Annotated in this window: 17 protein-coding genes; 8 read left to right on the top strand and 9 right to left on the bottom strand. The window is 70.9% G+C overall.

Annotated features, from left to right (window positions below; genetic code table 11):
* Positions 1 to 191: 191 nt before the first annotated feature.
* On the bottom strand, positions 192 to 1,178 hold the full coding sequence (pgfA, locus tag ACJ9NR_RS12865; protein ID WP_412487680.1) for a cell envelope lipid trafficking protein PgfA: 987 nt from the start codon (positions 1,176 to 1,178) through the stop codon (positions 192 to 194).
* A 163-nt stretch (positions 1,179 to 1,341) separates the two neighbouring features.
* Between pgfA and ACJ9NR_RS12860 the strand changes: the two genes are divergently transcribed.
* On the top strand, positions 1,342 to 1,494 hold the full coding sequence (locus ACJ9NR_RS12860) for a hypothetical protein (protein WP_412487679.1): 153 nt from the start codon (positions 1,342 to 1,344) through the stop codon (positions 1,492 to 1,494).
* Positions 1,495 to 1,496: 2 nt separating this feature from the next.
* Positions 1,497 to 2,792, top strand: coding sequence for a PucR family transcriptional regulator (locus ACJ9NR_RS12855; protein WP_412487678.1), 1,296 nt, complete (start codon positions 1,497 to 1,499; stop codon positions 2,790 to 2,792).
* Between the two features lie 115 nt (positions 2,793 to 2,907).
* Here ACJ9NR_RS12855 and ACJ9NR_RS12850 read toward each other — a convergent pair whose 3' ends face one another.
* A complete protein-coding gene (locus ACJ9NR_RS12850) occupies positions 2,908 to 4,017 on the bottom strand; it encodes an NAD-dependent epimerase/dehydratase family protein (protein ID WP_412488818.1) in 1,110 nt (369 codons plus the stop codon).
* Between the two features lie 186 nt (positions 4,018 to 4,203).
* On the opposite strand from ACJ9NR_RS12850, the gene ACJ9NR_RS12845 reads away from it, so the two are divergent.
* Positions 4,204 to 4,977 (top strand): IclR family transcriptional regulator, encoded by a 774-nt coding sequence (locus ACJ9NR_RS12845; protein WP_412487677.1) that lies wholly within the window; start codon positions 4,204 to 4,206, stop codon positions 4,975 to 4,977.
* The gene (locus ACJ9NR_RS12840; protein WP_412487676.1) at positions 4,974 to 5,822 is read left to right on the top strand and encodes an SMP-30/gluconolactonase/LRE family protein; all 849 of its coding nucleotides are present in this window, start codon (positions 4,974 to 4,976) and stop codon (positions 5,820 to 5,822) included. Before ACJ9NR_RS12845 ends, ACJ9NR_RS12840 begins: the two co-directional genes overlap by 4 nt.
* A 249-nt stretch (positions 5,823 to 6,071) precedes the next feature.
* Here ACJ9NR_RS12840 and ACJ9NR_RS12835 read toward each other — a convergent pair whose 3' ends face one another.
* Positions 6,072 to 6,647 carry a toxin-antitoxin system, toxin component family protein gene (locus ACJ9NR_RS12835; protein WP_412487675.1) on the bottom strand — a complete coding sequence of 192 codons (576 nt, stop codon included), beginning with the start codon at positions 6,645 to 6,647 and terminating at the stop codon, positions 6,072 to 6,074.
* Between the two features lie 443 nt (positions 6,648 to 7,090).
* On the opposite strand from ACJ9NR_RS12835, the gene arfA reads away from it, so the two are divergent.
* The 4 genes from arfA (at position 7,091) to ACJ9NR_RS12815 (ending at position 11,161) form a co-directional block, all read left to right on the top strand.
* Positions 7,091 to 8,605 carry an arabinosylfuranosidase ArfA gene (gene arfA, locus ACJ9NR_RS12830; RefSeq protein WP_412487674.1) on the top strand — a complete coding sequence of 505 codons (1,515 nt, stop codon included), beginning with the start codon at positions 7,091 to 7,093 and terminating at the stop codon, positions 8,603 to 8,605.
* Between the two features lie 94 nt (positions 8,606 to 8,699).
* The gene (locus ACJ9NR_RS12825) at positions 8,700 to 9,158 is read left to right on the top strand and encodes an RrF2 family transcriptional regulator (protein WP_412487673.1); all 459 of its coding nucleotides are present in this window, start codon (positions 8,700 to 8,702) and stop codon (positions 9,156 to 9,158) included.
* Between the two features lie 162 nt (positions 9,159 to 9,320).
* Positions 9,321 to 10,229: a sulfite exporter TauE/SafE family protein gene (locus ACJ9NR_RS12820; RefSeq protein ID WP_412487672.1), complete on the top strand. Its 909-nt coding sequence runs from the start codon at positions 9,321 to 9,323 to the stop codon at positions 10,227 to 10,229.
* A gap of 281 nt (positions 10,230 to 10,510) precedes the next feature.
* Positions 10,511 to 11,161: a DUF4360 domain-containing protein gene (locus tag ACJ9NR_RS12815; protein WP_412487671.1), complete on the top strand. Its 651-nt coding sequence runs from the start codon at positions 10,511 to 10,513 to the stop codon at positions 11,159 to 11,161.
* A gap of 126 nt (positions 11,162 to 11,287) precedes the next feature.
* Here ACJ9NR_RS12815 and ACJ9NR_RS12810 read toward each other — a convergent pair whose 3' ends face one another.
* The 6 genes from ACJ9NR_RS12810 to ACJ9NR_RS12785 form a co-directional block, all read right to left on the bottom strand.
* Positions 11,288 to 13,180, bottom strand: a complete 1,893-nt coding sequence (locus tag ACJ9NR_RS12810; RefSeq protein ID WP_412487670.1) for a pyridoxal phosphate-dependent aminotransferase — start codon at positions 13,178 to 13,180, stop codon at positions 11,288 to 11,290.
* A 185-nt stretch (positions 13,181 to 13,365) separates the two neighbouring features.
* Positions 13,366 to 14,526: an aldose epimerase family protein gene (locus ACJ9NR_RS12805; RefSeq protein ID WP_412487669.1), complete on the bottom strand. Its 1,161-nt coding sequence runs from the start codon at positions 14,524 to 14,526 to the stop codon at positions 13,366 to 13,368.
* A gap of 58 nt (positions 14,527 to 14,584) precedes the next feature.
* Positions 14,585 to 15,832, bottom strand: a complete 1,248-nt coding sequence (mmsB, locus tag ACJ9NR_RS12800; protein WP_412487668.1) for a multiple monosaccharide ABC transporter permease — start codon at positions 15,830 to 15,832, stop codon at positions 14,585 to 14,587.
* Positions 15,829 to 17,379: a multiple monosaccharide ABC transporter ATP-binding protein gene (gene mmsA / locus ACJ9NR_RS12795; RefSeq protein WP_412487667.1), complete on the bottom strand. Its 1,551-nt coding sequence runs from the start codon at positions 17,377 to 17,379 to the stop codon at positions 15,829 to 15,831. The genes mmsB and mmsA overlap by 4 nt, the downstream gene beginning before the upstream one ends.
* 45 nt (positions 17,380 to 17,424) lie before the next feature.
* Complete coding sequence (chvE, locus tag ACJ9NR_RS12790) at positions 17,425 to 18,531, bottom strand: multiple monosaccharide ABC transporter substrate-binding protein (RefSeq protein WP_412487666.1); 1,107 nt, start codon at positions 18,529 to 18,531, stop codon at positions 17,425 to 17,427.
* 39 nt (positions 18,532 to 18,570) lie between these two features.
* Positions 18,571 to 19,542 carry a hypothetical protein gene (locus ACJ9NR_RS12785; RefSeq protein ID WP_412487665.1) on the bottom strand — a complete coding sequence of 324 codons (972 nt, stop codon included), beginning with the start codon at positions 19,540 to 19,542 and terminating at the stop codon, positions 18,571 to 18,573.
* Positions 19,543 to 19,654: the final 112 nt, after the last annotated feature.

The raw sequence follows: 19,654 nt of genomic DNA, 5'->3' as shown, positions 1-19,654 counted from the left end.
GAGCTCCAACTCGTCTCAGGGTGCGGAACTCAGCGGTGGTTTCCGGACTTGCTGTGGGGGGACTGAGCTCTTCATGGGCGGGGCTTGTGGACGGCTTGTGCTCGGGTGGGGTGGGACAGTTTTCGCCCGCCCGTCCGTCACGGCTACTCACCGGGATGACAATTTGCGGCTTTATTAGAACTGACGTCATGTCAGTTCGTGAGTCCGGCCTGTGAAGTTCCGCCCATGTCGGGGTGATTCCGGCTTTCCCGTCCTCGTAGCACCAAAACCACGCCTACGGCCGCCAGGACGAATCCGGCCACGGCCGCACCGATCGGCAGCGTCTGCCCCACCAGGCGCAGTTGGCCGCTCTCCTTCTTGGCCTGCTTCACCTGGTCCTTCTGCGTCGCCGTGGTGAACGCCAGCTTCCGGCTGTCCAGCAGGACCACCGCGTCCTTCGTGGAACCCGGCGCGCGCAGCGTGCGGCGCGGGCCGACCTGGGCGTAGAGCACCCGGCCGGTGCGCTGGTCGACGACGAGCCGGACGCCGTGGTTGGAGTACCACTCCTCGGCCAGCACCTGCGGCTTGCTCTTCTGCCCGACGATCGCCCCCGGCACCAGCCGCGTCCCGATCTTCGTCGGCGGGACGGAGCCGGTGAACCGGTAACCCCGGTAGCCCTGGACCTTCGCGGTGCCCGCGTAGTGCAGCACGATCGTGTCGCCGAGGGAGTTGTCCCACCAGGTGTAGGAGCGTTTGTGCACGTCGAAGGGGAACTTCAGATAGGAGTCGCCCTCGAAGTAGGGGTTCTCCCCGCAGCAGTGCACCGGCCGGTTGGTGTGCCGGTCGGTCACCCACCGGTTCAGGAAGAACTCCAGCGCGTCGTGCGGATCGGCGGCCGGCAGCGTCTTGTCCGTGTCGACCGCCGTCGTCACGTCCCACACCGCCCGCCCGCTCTTCTCGCTGTCCTTGACGTTCCCGCGCACCTGCTGGGTGACCGTGATCCGCTTGCCGTGGACGGTCTCGACCGCTTCGGTGTCGAAGTAGCTGCCGGTGCCGCGGTAGACGGCCGTGGTGTCGATGTCGATCGGGTTCACGGCGGCCCGCGGTTCCACGTACCACACCAGCATCGGCGCCAGGACCAGCAGAAACGTGCCGAGTCCCAGAAGGATCAGCGAAAGGGGGGAGGCTGTACGGCGCATCCGGACTCCAGGGGGATGGATGTCTCCAGTTCGGGCCGCTCCATGTGGCCGGAGACCGTAGGCGCCTCTTGACGCGGTGTCAATGCTTGTCGAGACTGGCTCGACAGGCAGGGTGGGACCGCCGGGCGGGAACGACCTTTCGGACAGAGAGGCTGACCCTGCGATGTCCAGACTGCTCGCCGCCGCGCTGACCGTCGTGGCCGCCGCGGCCCTCGCCGTGGGCGCGGCCCTCGGCATCGTCGCGCTGCTCGGCGCGACCCCCGACCAGCCCAACACCCCCTTGATCACCTACCAGCAGGCCCAGCGGGGGAGCTGACGGTGCCGCCCACCCACTCGCCGGCCGTCACCACCCGCTCGGCCTGGCACGACGTCCCGCGGCTCCAGGTCCGCCGCTTCGCCGCCATCGCCATGGCGGAGGCGCCCTCCCTCGCCGAGGAGATCCTGCGCGAGATCCGCCGCGAGTACCCCCATCTGCCCGTCGTCCTCGACGAGTCGGGCGAGCCGATGGCCCTGGTGGGCATCCGCCGCGCCATCGAGGTCTTCGTCCAGCACCTGGAGCGGTCGGAGGGCCGGCCCTCGGTCCCGCCGGGCGTGTTCCAGGAGTTCGGACGCGGCGAGGGGCTGCACGGCCGGTCGCTGGACTCGCTCCAGGCGATCTACCGGATGGGCGTCCGCCTGGCCTGGCGCCGCTTCGCCGACATCGGCCAGCGCGTGGAGATCCCGCCGCCCGCGATGTACGAGCTCGTCGACGCGGGCTACGAGTACCTGGACGGCCTGGTCGACCAGTCCGTACGGGGCTACGCGGAGGCGGCGGCGCGGCAGGCCGGGGAGCGGCTGAGGCTCCAGCGCCGGCTGATGGAGCTGCTGCTGGCCGAACACCACCGGGGCGATCCGGCCGAGGCGCTGACCGAGCGGGCCGCGCGGGTCGGCTGGTCGCTGCCGCGCAAGGTCGCGGTGGGCGTGCTGCTGCGTCCGGCCCGGGAGGCGGTCGCACCCGCCGTCGGGCAGGGCGTGCTGCTCGACATGGAGTACGAGCAGCCCCGCATGGTCGTCCCCGAACCGGACGCGGCGGGCCGGCCCGAGTTACTGCACCGGGCGCTGACCGGCTGGTCCGGTGCGATCGGACCGCCCGTGGCGCTGGCCGACGCGGCGAAGTCGCTGCGCTGGGCCGAGGCGGCCGTACATCTGATGGAACGGGGGCTGCTGCCCGCGGGCGGCGTCCTGTACTGCACCGAGCACACCGAGGCGCTGGTGCTGCTCCAGCCGGAGGAGCTGATCGACGACCTGGCGGTGCGGTGTCTGGCGCCCCTGACCCACTGCGGGCCGACGCACGGGCGCCGGCTCGCCCAGACGTTGCTGGCGTGGCTGGAGACGCGGGGCGGGGCGCCGGAGGTGGCCGCCCGGCTCGGCGTCCACCCCCAGACGGTCCGCTACCGCCTGCGCCAGATCCGCGAGCTGTGGGGCGACGAGATCGACGACCCCGACCGCCGCTTCGAGCTCGAACTGGTGCTGAGGGCACAGAGGTTGCGGGGGGTGCTGGGGGAAACCGGGGCGACGGGGGCGACCGGGGAGACGGGGGCGACCGGGGAGACGAGGGAGACGGGGCGACGGTGAAACGGTTCTGCCCGTGAGGGCCCGGAGGCCCTGGCGGGCGGTGGCCCGCAGACCGCGGCGCGTGGGGGCCCGCAGACCGCGGCGGCTCCTCGTGCGCCGCCCCGCCGGGCGCGCGTCACGCGGCCCGCTGTGCCCGCTGTGCCCGCTGCCCCCGCTGTGCCCGCCAGGCGGCGTAGTGGTCCAGCAGGGTCTCCTCCACGGGCCGGTAGCTGATGCCCAGCTCCCGCACCCCGCGGCTGTTGTCGACCTCGAACCTGATGCCGAGGTGCTTGCGGATGTAGTCCTGGGTCAGCCCGAAGGCGGGGCCGAGGATCCGGACGGGCCAGTGCGGAAGGCGGGTCCGGGGAAGCCGCAGATCCGCGGGATACCGCCGCCGGATGACGCGTGCCATCTCGTGGAAGGAGGTCATCCGCCGCGCCGCGACGATGTAGCGCCCGCGCGCCTGCGGCCTCTCGGCGGCGGCGATGTGCGCGTCGGCCAGGTCCCGGACGTCCACCGTGGTGAAGCTGAAGTCGGGAGCGCCGTAGAAGAAGTAGCCCTTGAAGAGCTCGTCGAGCAGGAAGAGGCTGCCGGAGCGGGAGGCGGGGGTGAGGGAGGGCCCGAGGACGAGCCCGGCGTTCAGGGCGACCATGCGCCACCGCTCCTGCGCGTCCGCGGCCTCCCAGGCGGCCTGCTCCGCGACGGTCTTGGCGTAGTGGTACGGATTGTTCTCGACGGTGCTGGTGGTGTTGAAGCAGCTCTCCCTCAGGACCCGCCCCTCCATCTCCAGCACGTCGGCGTAGTCACCGAAGACGGCGCCCACCGTCGAGGTGAACACGAACCTCCGCACCCCGGGAGTCCGCTGCACGCTCCCGACCACGTTCCGCGTGCCGACGAGCGCGGGCTCGACGACGTCCCGCCACGGGTCCTTGATCTTCTCCGGCATCAGGAACGGCGAGGCGACGTGGAAGACGACCGCGCACCCGTCTGTCGCCTCGTCGAAGGAGCCCTCGACGAGCAGGTCGGCCTCGAAGAGTTCGAGCCGCCCCGGAAAGCGCTCCCGCATGTCCACGAGGGGCCGTATCCGCGCGCCGCCGGCGGCGGCGCGCACCGTGGTCCGCACCCGGTACCCGCGCTCCAGCAGCCGCAGCACGAGATGACTCCCCACGAAGCCCGTGCCGCCCGTCACCAGGACGGGTTCCGCCTCAGGGCCGTCACCGACACCGTCCACCCGCACTCCGATCATGTCAGGCCGGTCGAAGGGGACCGCGCTGTCCGGCATTGTGACCGGTTCCCGCGCCCACCGGAACTCCTGGAACGCGCAGAACCATTGCCGGGGCAAACGCTCTATGACTAGCCTGTGTTCGTCATGCCGATCGTCTGTTGAAATATCGAACACAGACGCCTCAGATAACAAGGGAGGGGGCCGGTCGTGGGACGCCTCGTACCTGCCGTGACCCGGGCTCTCGACATTCTCGAGCTCTTCCTCGACGGGGACGGTACGCTCTCCGCCCCCGACATAGTGCGCAGGCTGCAGCTGCCGCGCACCACCGTGCACGAGCTGGTGACCACGCTCGCCGCCCGGTCCTACATCGTCCAGGTGCCGGGGCAGCCGGGACGCTACCGGCTCGGGGTGCGGCCGTACCAGCTCGGCAGCCGGTACGCCGAGCAGCTGGACCTCGCCGCCGAGGGCCAGCAGGTCGCCCGGTCCGTCGCCGAGACCTGCGACGAGACCGTGCACGTGGCCATCCTCGAGGGCACCGACGTCATCTACATCGCCAAGGTGGACTCCACGCACGCCGTGCGCATGGTCTCGGCCGCCGGCCGCCGGCTGCCCGCCCACTGCACCTCCGTCGGCAAGATGCTGCTGGCCTCCCTTCCGGAGCCGGAACTCACCTCGCGCATCCCGGACGACGCCGAGCTCGTCGCGATGACACCCAACAGCATCACCGACCCGTCCGCCCTGCGCGAGGCTCTCGCCGGGATCCGCCGCAACGGGATCGCGGTCGAGAGCCGGGAGTCCAATCCGGACGTCAGCTGCGTGGCCGCGCCGGTCCGCGACCGCACCGGGCAGGTCGTCGCCGCCCTGTCCATCTCCGTCCCCATGATCCGCTGGAGCGAGGAGCGCCGCGGCGAGCTGGAGCAGCTCGCCGCGAAGGGCGCGGCCGAGCTCTCGGAGCGACTCGGGCACCGGAGCGTGGCATGACGTCCCGGTACGAGGTGGCGGTGCGGGCCGGGGCCGCGCTGGGGGAGGGCCCCACCTGGGACGCCGCCCGCGAGCGGCTGATCTGGGTGGACATCCTGGGCGGGCGGGTGCACACCTACGAACCCGGCTCCGGGCGTCGCACGGTCCGCACCACCGGGCAGCACGTCGGCGCCGCGAAGCCGCGTGCCGGCGGCGGGCTCGTGCTGAACCTGCGGGACGGGGTCGGCCTCGTCGACCTCGACGGCACCTTCCGCTGGCTGCACCGCGATCCCGTGCCCGGCCGCCGGGGCAACGACGCCGCCGTCGCCCCCGACGGCTCCCTCTGGGCCGGCACCATGCGCTACGACGAGGCGCCGGGCGGCGGCACGCTGTCCCGGATCACCGGGGACGGCTCCACCGAGACCGTCCTCGACGACGTGGCCGTCAGCAACGGCACCGGCTGGAGCCCCGACGGCCGGCTGATGTACTACATCGACTCGCCGACCCGGCAGGTGGACGTCTTCCATCACCAGGACGGCCGCGTGGCGGACCGGCGCCGGTTCGCCCAGATCGAGCAGGAGGCGGGCTTCCCCGACGGGCTGACGGTGGACGCCGACGGCTGTGTGTGGGTGGCCCTGTGGGACGGCGGCGCGGTCCGCCGCTACACCCCCGACGGCGAACTCGACCGCGCGATCGAGCTCCCGACGCCCCGCGTCACGGCCTGCGCCTTCGGCGGCCCGGACCTGACGGACCTCTACATCACGACGGCCCGTGTCGGCCTCGTCCGGCCCCACCCGCTGGCCGGGTCCCTGCTGGTCGTGCCCGGCGCCGGAAAGGGCCTGCCGCACCCGGCGTTCGCGGGCTGAGCGGCGCACCGGGGAAGGGGGGGAGCGTCCTGCCGCTCCCGCCCCGCCCCCCACCGCCGGCAGCCGGTCCTGTCTCGTCGCCGGCTGCAGGGGGCCGGGCCGGTCTCGTCGCCCACCGCCGGCAGCCGGGCCTGTCTCGTCGCCGGCCGCAGGGGGCCGCGCCCGTCTCGTCGCCGGCCGCGGCGGCGCCTCCCGGACCCGGTGGCACCAGCGGTCGTCGGCCTGCCGATCGGCCGCGCACCCGGTCGCTCAGGGCCTGCTGGAAGGGGCCCGCCGGCGGTGGCCGGGCGCCGCTTTCGCGTCGCGCCCGGGCAGCAGCGGCCTGAGCGCCGCGGCGAGCCGGTGCCCGAAGTCGTCGGCCTCCGCCTCGTCGGACACGCGGGAGCCGTCGCGCGCCGCGACGGACAGCGCCAGGTCGGTCCACGCGCGCCGGCCGGCCAGGGCCGCCCCCGCCACGTGGTGATGGATGTGCCCGACGTGCAGGTGCCACAACTCGTGCCCGAGTATGACCAGTTGCTGCACCGCCTCGGCGCGCTCCTCGACGATGACCAGGTCGAAGTCCTGGAACTCCACCCACAGCCCGGTGACTTCGATCTCGTCGGGGAAGCGCTCGAAGCGCAGCTCGACAGGCCGTCCGTCGCGCAGCGCGCTCATCTCCCCGCACAGCACCCGGCACAACTCGTGCGCACCGGACGGCGGTCGGGGCCTCGCCCGTACGGCGGCGCCGAGGCCGTCGGCCAGTTCCCGCATCCCGGAGACCCTCCGCGAGCGGCGCAGCCCAGCAGCGATCCGCGCCGCCGTCCTCCGTGCGCCCGCGATCTCCACCGCTCCCCCTTCCGAGGCCTCTCGCCGCACAACAGGCGGTCCGAGACTACGCGGCCGGTCCGGTTCACGTCAGGCGATCCCGCGCCGGAAATTGAACCCGGAACGATCTTCCTGGCCGGAAAGTCACGTCCGGACCATTGACTGGTAAGCGCTTCCTCCTTACGGTCCCGTTCGAAGTTACGAGCACAATCCGGTATGCCGAACGTCATCGGGTATCGAAGCGGCACGGGATCTCGAACGGACGGGGCAGCCAGATGGGGCAGGCGGACGGGCGGGCAGTGGGACGACCCGGCCTGAGCCGCGGGCACCCGCCGGCGGCCGTCGGCGGACCCACCGGCGCGACCGGCTTCGCCGCACCCGTATCCGGCCCGGACATCCGGGCGCGCCCACGACGGCCCGCAGCCGCCACCGATCCAGGAACCCACCCACCCCGAAAGGCGACCATGCACAGCGCCCGCTTCACCCTCGACCCCGCCTTCACCGTCGGCGAGGTCAACCCCCGTCTCTTCGGCTCCTTCGTCGAACACCTCGGACGCTGCGTCTACACCGGCGTCTTCGAACCGGACCACCCCGCCGCGGACGAGGCCGGCCTGCGCCGGGACGTCCTCGACCTCGTGCGCGAACTGGGCGTCACCGCGATCCGCTACCCCGGCGGCAACTTCGTCTCGGGCTACAGGTGGGAGGACTCGGTCGGTCCGGCGGCAGAGCGCCCGCGGCGCCTCGACCTGGCCTGGCACTCCACCGAGACCAACCGCTTCGGCCTGTCCGAGTACATCGGCTTCCTGCGCAAGATCGGCCCCCAGGCCGAGCCCATGATGGCGGTCAACCTCGGCACCCGCGGCGTGGCCGAGGCCCTTCAGCTCCAGGAGTACGCCAACCACCCCCACGGCACGGCCCTTTCGGACCTGCGCGTCTCCCACGGCGACAAGGACCCCTTCGGCATCCGGCTGTGGTGCCTGGGCAACGAGATGGACGGCCCCTGGCAGACCGGCCACAAGACGGCCGAGGAGTACGGCCGCGTCGCCGCCGAGACGGCCCGCGCCATGCGCCAGCTCGACCCCGGCGTGGAACTGGTCGTCTGCGGCTCCTCCAGCCAGGCCATGCCGACCTTCGCCGAGTGGGAGGCGACGGTCCTGAAGGAGACGTACGACCTCGTCGACCACGTCTCCCTGCACGCGTACTACTGGCCCGAGGACGGCGACGTCGACTCCTTCCTCGCCTCCGCGGTCGACATGGAGTCCTTCATCGAGAACGTCGTCGCGACCGCCGACCACGTGGGCGCGCGGCTGAAGTCGAAGAAGAGGATCAACCTCTCCTTCGACGAGTGGAACGTCTGGTACCTGCCCGAGTGGGAGGCGCGCGCCAAGACCTTCGAGCGGCACGACTGGCCCGAGGCCCCGCGCCTGCTGGAGGACAACTACAGCGTCACCGACGCCGTCGTCCTCGGCTCGCTGCTCATCGCGCTGCTGCGGCACGCGGACCGCGTCACCGTCGCCTGCCTCGCCCAGCTCGTCAACGTCATCGCCCCGATCATGACCGAGCCCGGCGGTCCGGCCTGGCGCCAGACGACCTTCTTCCCCTTCGCCCAGGCCGCACGGCACGGCCGCGGCCAGGTCCTCGACGTCCGGGTCGACTCCCCGACGTACGAGACGAGGAAGTACGGCGAGGCGGACCTGCTGCACGCCACCGCCGTACGGGCGCAGGACGGCACCGTCACCGTCTTCGCCGTCAACCGCTGCCGCACCGAGCCGCTGCCGCTCGAAGTCGCGCTGAACGGACTGCGGTTGACGTCGGTCGTCGAGCACAGCGTCCTTGCCGACGCCGACCCGGACGCGCGCAACACCCTCGACGACCCCGACCGGGTCGGGCCGCACGCGGCCGAGGGCACCACGCTCGCGGACGGCACCCTGAACGCCGTACTCGAACCGCTGTCGTGGAACGTGATCCGGCTGGCGTAGCGGCTCACACCCCGAGCCGGCGCCCTCGGCGGCCCGCGCCGCTGCCGCCGAGGGCGTGGTCATGGCGGGCGGCCCCGGCCAGCACAATGGGCGTATGAGGATCTCGGCACGGGCGGATTACGCGGTACGGGCGGTTCTGGAACTCGCCGTTCGGCAGGACGGCGGACCGGTGAAGGCGGAGTCGATCGCCGCCGCGCAGGACATTCCGCACAAGTTCCTCGAGGGCATCCTCGGTGATCTGAGGCGGGCCGGCGTCGTCGAGAGCCGGCGCGGGGGCAACGGCGGCTACCGGCTGGCGCGCGAGGCCTCCCGGATCACGGTCGCGGACGCCATCCGGGCCGTCGACGGCCCAATCGTGTCCGTGCGCGGCGAGCGGCCCACGGGCCTCGAGTACACCGGCTCCGCGCGGCCGCTGCTGCCGCTGTGGATCGCGCTGCGGGCCAATGTGCGCCGCATTCTGGAAGGGGTCACGATCGCCGACATCGCGGCGGACGCCCTGCCGGAGCCGGTACGGCGGCTGGCCGCGGAGCCGGCCGCGTGGGAGAACCCGTAGCCGGGACACCGTCCCGACCGACACCGACACCGACACCGCTGCCGTCGCTGTCTCAAAGGGTGTACTCAGGTTGACGTCCTAGCCTCGACTGCCGTTGATTCCTACTTAGCCGGTGGGAATACCAGGAAACCAACGGGACGACGACAGACGACGGGACCTCCTATGCAGACGCTGATCCTGCTCGCCCTCGCGGGCCTGGGCGCCCAGCTCGTGGACGGCAGCCTCGGGATGGCGCACGGGGTGATCTCGACCGTGCTGCTGCTGGCCCTGGGCGCGAGCCCGGCCGCCGCCTCGGCCGTCGTCCACTTCGCCCAGATAGGGACGGGACTGGTGTCCGGCGTCTCGCACGCGCGCTTCGGCAACGTCGACTGGCGGGTCGTGGCGCGGATCGGGGTGCCGGGGGCGGTGGGGGCGTTCCTGGGGGCGACCCTGCTGGCGGGGATGTCGACGGCGGTGGCGGAGCCGGTGATGGCGGTGATCCTGCTCGCGCTCGGACTGTATGTGACGTACCACTTCACCGTGCACGGGGTTTCGCGCGGCAGGCTCGGCCGCCCCCTGCGCAAACGGTTCCTCGTCCCCGTCGGCCTCGCCGCCGGCTTCCTCGGTGCCACCGGCGGGGGCGGCTGGGGTCTGATCGGCACCCCGGCCCTGCTGGCCAGCGGGCGCCTCGAACCGCGCAAGGTGATCGGCTCGGTCGACGCGAGCAAGGCGCTGGTGGCGGTGGCCGCGAGCCTGGGCTTCCTGCTCTCCCTCGGCTCGCACGGCGTGAACTGGCCGTGGGTGCTCGCGTTCCTCCTCGGCGGCATGGTCATCGCGCCGGTCGCCGCCTGGCTGTCCCGCTTCGTCGCCCCGCGCATCCTGGGCTCGACGGTCGGCGGCCTCATCGTGCTGCTCAACGCCCGCACCCTGATGGCCGCCTGGAGCGCCGCGCCGGGTGCGATCGGCGTGGGCGTGTACGTCGTCCTCCTCGCCCTGTGGGCCGCCGCCCTGACCCACTCGGTGCGCGCGCACCGCCGGGAGAAGGCGGGCCGGCCCCAGCCGGTCGGGGAGCGGCAGCCCGTCGGGGCGTGACCGCCCGGCGCGAACGCCCTCCCGGCCCGCGCCGGGTGGTCACGGAAAGGTGTGCGGCTGCGAACCCATGACCGGCGAAGATGCCAACGGCCTTTGCCGTCAACGGAGTTCGGCAACCCGCGCGTCCTGTGAAATCCACGACTGTGAATGGCTTGAGTTCGCCCTGACCGCCGGTGGCGCGCTTTCCTACGATGCGTTCGCCTCCGGTCTTCACAGGAACCTCACGGGTTCTCCATGGGCCGCGGGCTGGACACCCCCCACTCACAGAAGCAGGAGAGACCATGGCTGGTGGACTCCTTCTGAGCGGCGCGGTAGCCGCTCTGCTCACCACAGCGATACCCGCGCACAACCCCTCGGGCGGGTTCGAGGACCCGCCCCCGGACAAGATCATCATCAAGATCGCCACGGTGAACGGCTCGGGGTGCCCGCAGGGCACGACCGCGATCGCCGTCTCCGAGGACAACACGGCCTTCACGGTGACCTACAGCGACTACCTCGCCCAGGCGGGCGGCAGCTCCGACCCCACGGCGTTCCGCAGAAACTGCCAGCTCAACCTGGTCGTGCACGTCCCGCAGGGCTTCACCTACGCGATCGCCAGCGCCGACTACCGGGGCTTCGCCTCGCTCCAGTCCGGCGCGAGCGGCGTCCAGAAGGCCTCGTACTACTTCCAGGGCTCGCCGAACACCGCGCAGAAGACGCACTCCTTCAACGGCCCCTACGACGACAACTGGCAGGCCACCGACTCCACCGACTGGGCGCAACTGGTCTGGGCGCCCTGCGGGGTCCAGCGCAACTTCAACATCAACACCGAGTTGCGGGTGAACGCCGGCTCCACCTCCGCCGACAAGGTCAGCTTCATGACCATGGACTCGACGGACGGCGACATCAGCACGGTGTACCACATGGCGTGGAAGGAGTGCCCGGCGTCCTGACGCACGCACGCACGGAAGAGGGGTGGTCCGCGCCGCGGGCCACCCCGAGCGGCGTCCCGGCGACGAACGACGCCGGGACGCCCGGGCCCGGCGTCCGCCCGCTGGGCCGGAGCGCCGCGTCGCGGTTCAGCCCGTCTGTCCCATCCCGGCGGCGTTCGGCCAGCTCTGGGCGTTGGGCCAGCCGGTCGCCGGGGCGGGGGAGAGGTCCTGCGGGGGCCCGGTGGTGCCGCGTACCTGCGCCGCCGTGAGGCCCCCACGGGCGGGGACGCCCGGTGGCGTCGGGCCGGTCGGCATGGCGGGCGTCATGGGCGCGGGCTCCGGAGCCGCCGCGGGAGCGGGCGGCTGGGGCATCGGTGCGAGCACGGGAGCCGGCGGCTGCGTCATCGGCGCGGGCACGGGCTGCATCGCCGCGGGTGCGGGGGTGGGGAAGCCGGGGAAGCCGATGACGGGCTGGGGGCCGGTCTGGGTGGTCTGCGCGGTCATCGGGGTGGGGGTTCCGGGGTCGGTTCCGGCGTGCCGCGCCGCGGCGGGTGCGGGGGTGGGGAAGCCGATGAGGGGCTGGGGGCCGGTCTGGGTGGTCTGTGGGGGCATCGGGGTGGGGGTTCCGGGGTCGGTTCCGGTGTGCCGCGCCGCGGCGGGTGCGGGGGTGGGGAAGCCGATGACGGGCTGGGGGCCGGTCTGGGTGGTCTGCGCGGTCATCGGGGTGGGGATTCCCGGGTCGGTTGCCGCGTGCCGCGCCGCCGCGGGCCGGGGCATGCCGGACTCCGCGGGCGCACCGCCGGAGGCCATCGCGGCGAGACCGTGCACACCGGATCCGTTGGTGGCGCTGACCAGCCGGTCCACGGCCGCCGTGCCCGAGCTGTAGCTGGTCCCGGTGCTCGGCTCCGGCACGGCGGCTCCCCTCCTGGTCCCGTAGAGCACCTGCTCCAGGCCGGACACCAGGCGACGCACGTCCACCTGGGGGCGCACCACGAGTCTCAGGAAGCGGCTGGACGAACCGATCTTGTTGCCGCACTCGCGGACCAGGATGCGGTGCTCGGTGAGCATCCGGTCCCGGACCACGGTGCCCTCGGCGCCCACGGGGAGGCGCACGAAGAGGAAGTTGCCCTGGGAGGGGTAGACGGTCAGGCCGGGGAGGGAGGAGAGCCGGCTCGCCATGTCCAGCCGGTCGCGGCGGACCTGCTGGAGGCTCTGCGTGTACTCGGCGCCGTGCTCCTTCAGCATGAACACCACGTGTTCGGCCAGGGAGTTGAGGTTCCACCTGGGGAGCATCGAGCGGACCCGGCCGGCGAGGGCGGGGTTGGCGACCAGGTAGCCGAAGCGTATGCCGTGCAGTCCGAAGTTCTTGCCGAGGCTGCGCAGCACGACGACGTTCGGGCGGATCAGCGCGTCCTGCACGACGGACGACTCGGCCTCGGCGTCCGCGAACTCCAGGAAGGACTCGTCGACGACGATCAGGTCGAGGTCGGCCATGGCGTCCATGAACTGCACCAGCGTGTGGCGCTGCAGACAGCCGCCGTCGGGGTTGTTCGGGTTGCAGACGACCGCGACCCGGGTGCCGCGCTTGCGGATGAACTCGGCGTACTGGGCGAGGTCGAGGGCGAAACCGCTGGACTCCTGCAGCGGGAACATGTCGACCCGCTTGCCGGTCTCCATCGGCTGGTCGGTCCAGCGGCCGAAGGTGGGGACGGGGATGGCGAGGGACTCGCGGACCATCAGGTGGTCGAGCCAGGTGATCAGTTCCGTCGATCCGTTGCCCATCGCCACGCACTGCGGCGGCAGCTGGAGCAGGTCGCACAGCTCGGCGGTGATCGTCTCGGCGCTGCTCGGGTAGTACGTGACGATCTCGCGGAGGCGGGCCGCCATCTCCTCGAACATCGCCGGGGTGGGGAAGTAGGGATTGCAGGGAATGCAGAAGTCGACCGGACCGGTCCCGTCGCCGCCCTCCCGTGCCAACGCCGCCATCGAAGGGCTGTGTGCCGCGGTGCCGCGGAACAGCGAGGTGACGTTGTCGGCCATGGAACCTCCGTATGAGGCGGGCCCGGTGGTCGGGTCCGGGCCCGTCGTGTTCGGGTGGCCCGCGCGGGGGAGCGCGGGCCGCCCTTACATACGAGGTGGTGCGTGGCGCTGTTCAACGGTTGTGAAACCTGTGTGACCGCGGGAACCGGAGGGATCCGCCCGTCGTCCCCGCGCGGTGCCCGGCGTCACACGCCGAACGAGTGCACCGTCGTCGTCCGGTAGGTCTGGCCCGGCCGCAGCACGGTCGACGGCCACGACGGCTCGTTCGGGGAGTCCGGGAAGTGCTGCGTCTCCAGGCACATCCCGTCGCCCTGCCGGTAGGTGCGGCCGGAGGTGCCGACGAGGCTGCCGTCGAGGAAGTTCCCGGAGTAGAACTGCACACCGGGCTGGTCGGTGGCGATCCTCAGGGTGCGGCCCGACCGCGGGTCGCGCAGGGTGGCGATGTGCTCGGGCCGCGCCGTGACGCCCTTGTCCAGGACCCAGTTGTGGTCGAAGCCCTTGGCCCGCACCTGCTGGGGGTGGCCCGCGCGGATGTCCCGGCCGACCGGCTTGCACCGGCGGAAGTCGAAGGGCGTGCCGGCCACCGGCGCCAGTTCGCCGGTGGGGATCAGACCGGTGTCGGTGGGCGTGTAGCGGGAGGCGGCGATCGTGAGCTCGTGGTCCTCGATGCTGCCGCTGCCCTCGCCGGCCAGGTTCCAGTACGTGTGGTTGGTGAGGTTGACCACGGTCGGCTTGTCGGTGGTGGCCTCGTAGTCGATGCGCCAGTCGCCGTGCCGGTTCAGCGTGAAGGTGACCTTCGTCCGCAGTGTGCCGGGGTAGCCCATCTCGCCGTCGACGCTGGTGTAGTACAGGTGCAGGCCGACGTCGGAGCCGGAGGTGAAGCCCTCCACGTCCCACACCTTGGTGTTGAAGCCCTTGGCGCCGCCGTGCAGGCTGTTCTCCCCGTCGTTGACGTTGAGCTGGTACTTCTTGCCGTCCAGGGTGAACTGGCCCTTGGCGATGCGGTTGCCGTAGCGGCCGATCGTCGCGCCGAAGAAGGTGGTGCCGGCGACGTAGGCGGCGAGGTTGTCGTAGCCGAGCGCGACGTTGGCGTGGCGGCCGTGCCGGTCGGGGATCTCCAGGGACTGGACGATGCCGCCGTAGGAGAGGACCTTCAGCCGGGTGCCGCCGTTCTCCAGGGACCAGCGGTAGACCTTGGTGCCGTCGTCCAGTTTGCCGAAGAGCTCCTTGACCGGGCCCCGTCCGTGGTGCCCGGAGGAGGCCTCGGCGGTGCCCGTGCCGAGCGTGGTGGCGGCGATGCCCGCCGCCGCGGCGCCCGCGATGACTGTGCGTCTGTTCAGTTCCATGTGCGGCTCCCGTGAAGGGGTGGGGCCCCGCCGTGGTGACGGGGCCCGAGCTGACGTACTACGAACCGGACTTGCGCTTGTTCCACACGTCGAACCCGACGGCGGCCAGCAGGGCGAGGCCCTTGATGACCTGCTGCCAGTCGGTGCCGACGCTGAGGAGGTTCATGCCGTTGTTCAGCACGCCGAGGACGAGGCCGCCGATGATCGCGCCGAGGACGGTGCCCACACCGCCGCTCATGGACGCGCCACCGATGAACGACGAGGCGATCGCCTCGAGTTCGAAGTTCAGGCCCGCCTTCGGAGACGCCGCGTTCAGGCGGGCGGCGACCACCAGACCCGCCAGGGCCGCGAGCACGCCCATGTTCAGGAAGACAAGGAAGGTGACCTTCTTGTCCTTGACGCCGGACAGCTTGGCCGCCGGCAGGTTGCCGCCGATGGCGTAGATGTGGCGGCCGAAGACCGCGTTGCGCATGACGTAGCCGTAACCGACCACCAGCACACCGAGGATGATCAGGATGATCGGCGCGCCCTGGTAGCTGGCGAGCAGCAGGGTGACCGCCAGGATCGCGGCGGTGATGGCCGCGAGCTTGAGCAGGAAGGCGTTGCGCGGCAGCACGTCCAGCGAGAACTCCTGCTCGCGCCTGCGGTCGCGGACCTCCTGGTAGATCGCGAAGGCCAGCAGTACGACGCCGAGCAGCAGCGTGAGGTTGTGGTAGTTGGTGTTCGGGCCGACCTCCGGCAGGAAGCCGTTGCCGAGCTTCTGCAGACCGTTCGGGAACGGGCCGAGGGTCTGGCCCTGCAGGAAGATCTCCGTCAGACCGCGGAAGAGCAGCATGCCCGCCAGGGTCACGATGAAGGAGGGGATGCCGAAGTACGCGATCAGATAGCCCTGTACCGCGCCCGCGACCGCGCCGACCGCCAGGCACAGCACCAGGGCGAGGGGCCAGGCCACATGGTGCTGGACCGTCAGCACCGCCGCGGTCGCGCCGACGAACGCGGTCAGCGAGCCGACCGACAGGTCGATGTGGCCCGCGATGATCACGAGCATCATGCCGATCGCGAGGATCAGGATGTAGCTGTTCTGCAGCACCAGGTTGGAGACGTTGCGCGGCAGCAGCAGGTCGCCGCCGGTCCACACCTGGAACAGCACCACGATCAGGCCGAGCGCGATCAGCATGCCGTACTGCCGCATGTTGCGCTTCAGGCCGCCCAGCATCAGCTGCAGCAGGCCCTCACCGGAGCCCGGACCCCCGCTCCCGCCGGGCGGCGCCGAGGCCGGGACCTTGTCCGTCACATCCGTGCTCATCGGGTTACCTCTTTGTCCTTCGTCATCTGGCGCATCAGCACTTCCTGCGTGGCCTCGGCCCGCGGAACCTCACCGGTGAGCCGCCCGGCGGCCATGGTGTAGATGCGGTCGCACATGCCGAGCAGTTCGGGCAGCTCGGAGGAGATGAAGACGACCGCCTTGCCCTCGGCGGCCAGCTGGTCGATGACCGTGTAGATCTCGTACTTGGCGCCCACGTCGATGCCCCGGGTGGGCTCGTCCAGGATCAGCACCTCGGGGCCCGCGAAGATCCACTTGCTGAGGACGACCTTCTGCTGGTTGCCGCCCGAGAGCTTGCCCGCCGGCTCGAAGACGGTCGGCGCCTTGATGTTCATCGACGTGCGGAAGCCCTCGGCGACCTGCCGCTCCTCGTGCTCGTCGACCACACCCCGCCTCGCCACCTTGTTCAGCGCGGTCAGCGAGATGTTGCGGTTGATGGTGTCGATGAGGTTGAGGCCGTAGTGCTTGCGGTCCTCGGTGACGTAGGCGATGCCGTGCCCGACCGCCTCCGCGACGGTCCTGGTGCGGATCTCGCGGCCGTCCTTGAGGACCGTGCCGCTGGCGTGCCGGCCGTAGGCCCGCCCGAAGACGCTCATCGCGAGCTCGGTGCGGCCGGCGCCCATCAGGCCCGCGATGCCGACGATCTCTCCGCGCCGCACATGGAGCGAGACGTCGTCGACGACCTTGCGCTGCTGGTCGATCGGGTGGTGCACGGTCCAGTTGCGGATCTCCAGCGCCGGGGCGGCCTCCGTCTCCCCCTCGTACGGTGTGCGCTCGGGGAAGCGGTGGTCGAGGTCGCGGCCGACCATGCCGGAGATGATCCGGTCCTCGGTGGTCTCCGGGTCCTTGACGTCGAGGGTCTCGATCGACCTGCCGTCGCGCAGGATGGTCACCGAGTCGGCGACCTTGCGGATCTCGTTCAGCTTGTGGGAGATGATGATCGAGGTGATGCCCTGCTTCTTCAACTCCAGGATGAGATCGAGGAGTTTGCCGCTGTCCTCGTCGTTCAGCGCCGCGGTCGGCTCGTCGAGGATGAGCAGCTTCACCTTCTTCGACAGTGCCTTGGCGATCTCCACCAGCTGCTGCTTGCCCACGCCGATGTCGGCGATCCGGGTCTCCGGGTGGTCGTTCAGACCGACCCGGCGCAGCACCTCGGTGGCGTGCCTCAGCGTCTCCTTCCAGTTGATCAGCCCGCGCGAGGCGTGCTCGTTGCCGAGGAAGATGTTCTCCGCGATCGACAGGAAGGGCACCAGCGCCAGTTCCTGATGGATGATCACGATGCCGCGCTGCTCGCTCGCCCTGATGTCCCTGAACTCGCAGACCTGGCCCTCGAAGAGGATGTCGCCCTCGTACGTGCCGTGCGGATGGACGCCGGAGAGCACCTTCATCAAGGTGGACTTCCCGGCGCCGTTCTCGCCGCAGATGGCATGGACCTCGCCCTGACGGACCGTCAGTGTGACGTCCGACAGCGCTTTGACGCCGGGAAAGGTCTTGACGATCGAGCGCATTTCCAGGACGGGTCCCGCCATGGTCGTGCCCTTTCAATCCGTAGGTGTGACCGACAACGAGGGGTCCTACTGGAGCTCGCTCGCCTTGTAGTAGCCGGTGTCGACCAGTTCCTTCTTGTAGTTGGTCTTGTCGACGCTCACCGGCTGCAGCAGCATGGCGGGCACGACCTTGGTGCCGTTGTTGTAGGTCTTGGTGTCGTTGACCTCGGGCTTCTTGCCGTTGAGCACGTCGTCGACCATGCCCGCGGCGACCTCGGCGAGCTTGCGGGTGTCCTTGTAGACGGTCTGCGTCTGCTGGCCGGCGATGATCGACTTCACCGAGGCGAGCTCGGCGTCCTGGCCGGTGATGACCGGCAGCGGCTTGCTCGCGGAGCCGTAACCGTCGGACTTCAGCGCGGAGATGATGCCGATGGAGATGCCGTCGTAGGGCGAGAGCACCGCGTCGACCCTGCCGCTCTTGTACGACGAGGTGAGGATGTCCTCCATGCGGTGCTGGGCGGTGGTGCCGTCCCAGCGCAGCGTGGTGACCTTGCTGAGCTGGGTCTGGCCGGACTTGACGACCAGCTTCTTCTTGTCGATGTACGGCTGGAGCACGCTCATCGCGCCGTTGAAGAAGTACTTGGTGTTGTTGTCGTCGTTGGAGCCGGCGAACAGCTCGATGTTGAACGGGCCCTTGCCGTTCTTCAGCCCCAGCTTGTCGACGATGTAGTTGGCCTGCAGCTCGCCGACCTTGGTGTTGTCGAAGGAGGCGTAGTAGTCGACGTTCTTGGTGCCGAGGATCAGGCGGTCGTAGGAGATCACCGGTATCTTGGCGTCCGCGGCCTGCTGCAGCACGTTGTTCAGCGACTTGTTGTCGATGGCCGCGATGATCAGGCCCTTGACGCCCTGCGTGATGAGGTTCTCGATCTGCGAGACCTGCTGGTCGGGGTCGTCCTCGCCGTAGACCAGCTTGGTCTTGTAGCCCTTGGCCTTGAGGTCCTTGACGACGTTGTTGCCGTCCGCGATCCACCGCTCGGAGGACTTCGTGGGCATCGCGATGCCGATGGTGCCGCCCTTGGCGCTGCCCGCGTCCTGCTTGCTGCCGCCGTTGCTGTTCTGACCGCAGGCGGTCAGCGTGAGAGCGAGGGAGGCCGCTCCGGCCATGAGGGTGAGGGCGCTTCTACGAGTACGCATAGTGATCGTTCCTTGGTCTTCTCGTCGTGGAGAGGCGGTTCAGGCTTCGGTGCTGAAGCGGTTGAGCGGTCCCGGCAACCGGGAGCCGAGCGGCGCCATGTCACCGTCCGCCCCGTGCCGGGCGAGCAGGTCGAGCGCCAGGCGGCCCCGCCGCACCCGCTCCCGGGCGGTGTCCAGGGTCACGTCCCGCAGGTGGGTGCCCCACGGGTAGATGCCGGGGGCCTTGGACAGGCCGAACTTCAGATAGAGCGGTGCGCCGCGCCGGATCAGCTCGGCGACCTCGTACATCCGGACGTAGCCTCCGAGGTCGTCGGGTGCCTCGATGTACATGTCCATGGGGGCGGCGGAGACCCGCCGTATCTCGGTGAGGTGATCGAGCGTCAGGTCGCTCGGCACGTTGAGCGAGTCGGCGCCCAGGTGCTCGAAGACGGCGTAACTGGCCGGGTTGACCGGCCCGATGAGCGCGGAGACCTTCAGCGTGGTGTCGGCCGGGATGATCCCGGCCGTGCGCGCGCGGTGCAGCGTCCACAGCACGCCCTCGTCGGCGACGAGCAGGCACTTGACGCCCAGTTCCGTGGCCCGGACGGCGTCCTCGACGCAGCCCGCGACGGCGTCGTGGCCCCGTGCGCGCAGTCCGGCCCCCCGCGAGTCGGAGCGCACGGAGCCGCCGATGTCCCAGGTGCCGCGCGGACCCGTGAACAGGCAGAGCTCGATGTCCCGTTCGGCCGTGGCCTCGACCATCTCGGTGATCTCGGCGTCGGTCAGCATCCACACGCCGCTGCCCTGGCTGATCCGGTGGATCGGCACGTCCAGGCGCGAGGACTCCTTGAGCACGACGGCCAGCGCTTCGGGACCCTCGCACGAGGGGATCTCGGTGCGCCAGCGGCCGCCGCCGGGGAAGGTGTGCGGCGAGGCGTCGGCTGGGTCGAGGGCGGGGGCGCCCAGACCGAGCGCGGTGAGGGCCTGGTCACCGGGTCGGCGGGCCGCCGTGGCGGAAGCGTCGGTCGTCACTGGCTGTCCTTCGTGTTCGATATTTCGGACGAGGTTCGCGGCTCGGGGCAGAAAAAGGGCCTGGGTGTACGCCGGTACGGGGACCGTCAGGTCGCCCCCGTACCGGCGTACG

The sequence above is a fragment of the Streptomyces sediminimaris genome (genome assembly GCF_047049295.1).
GTDB lineage: Bacteria > Actinomycetota > Actinomycetes > Streptomycetales > Streptomycetaceae > Streptomyces > Streptomyces sediminimaris.
This window is presented reverse-complemented; position numbering and strand designations above follow the sequence as displayed.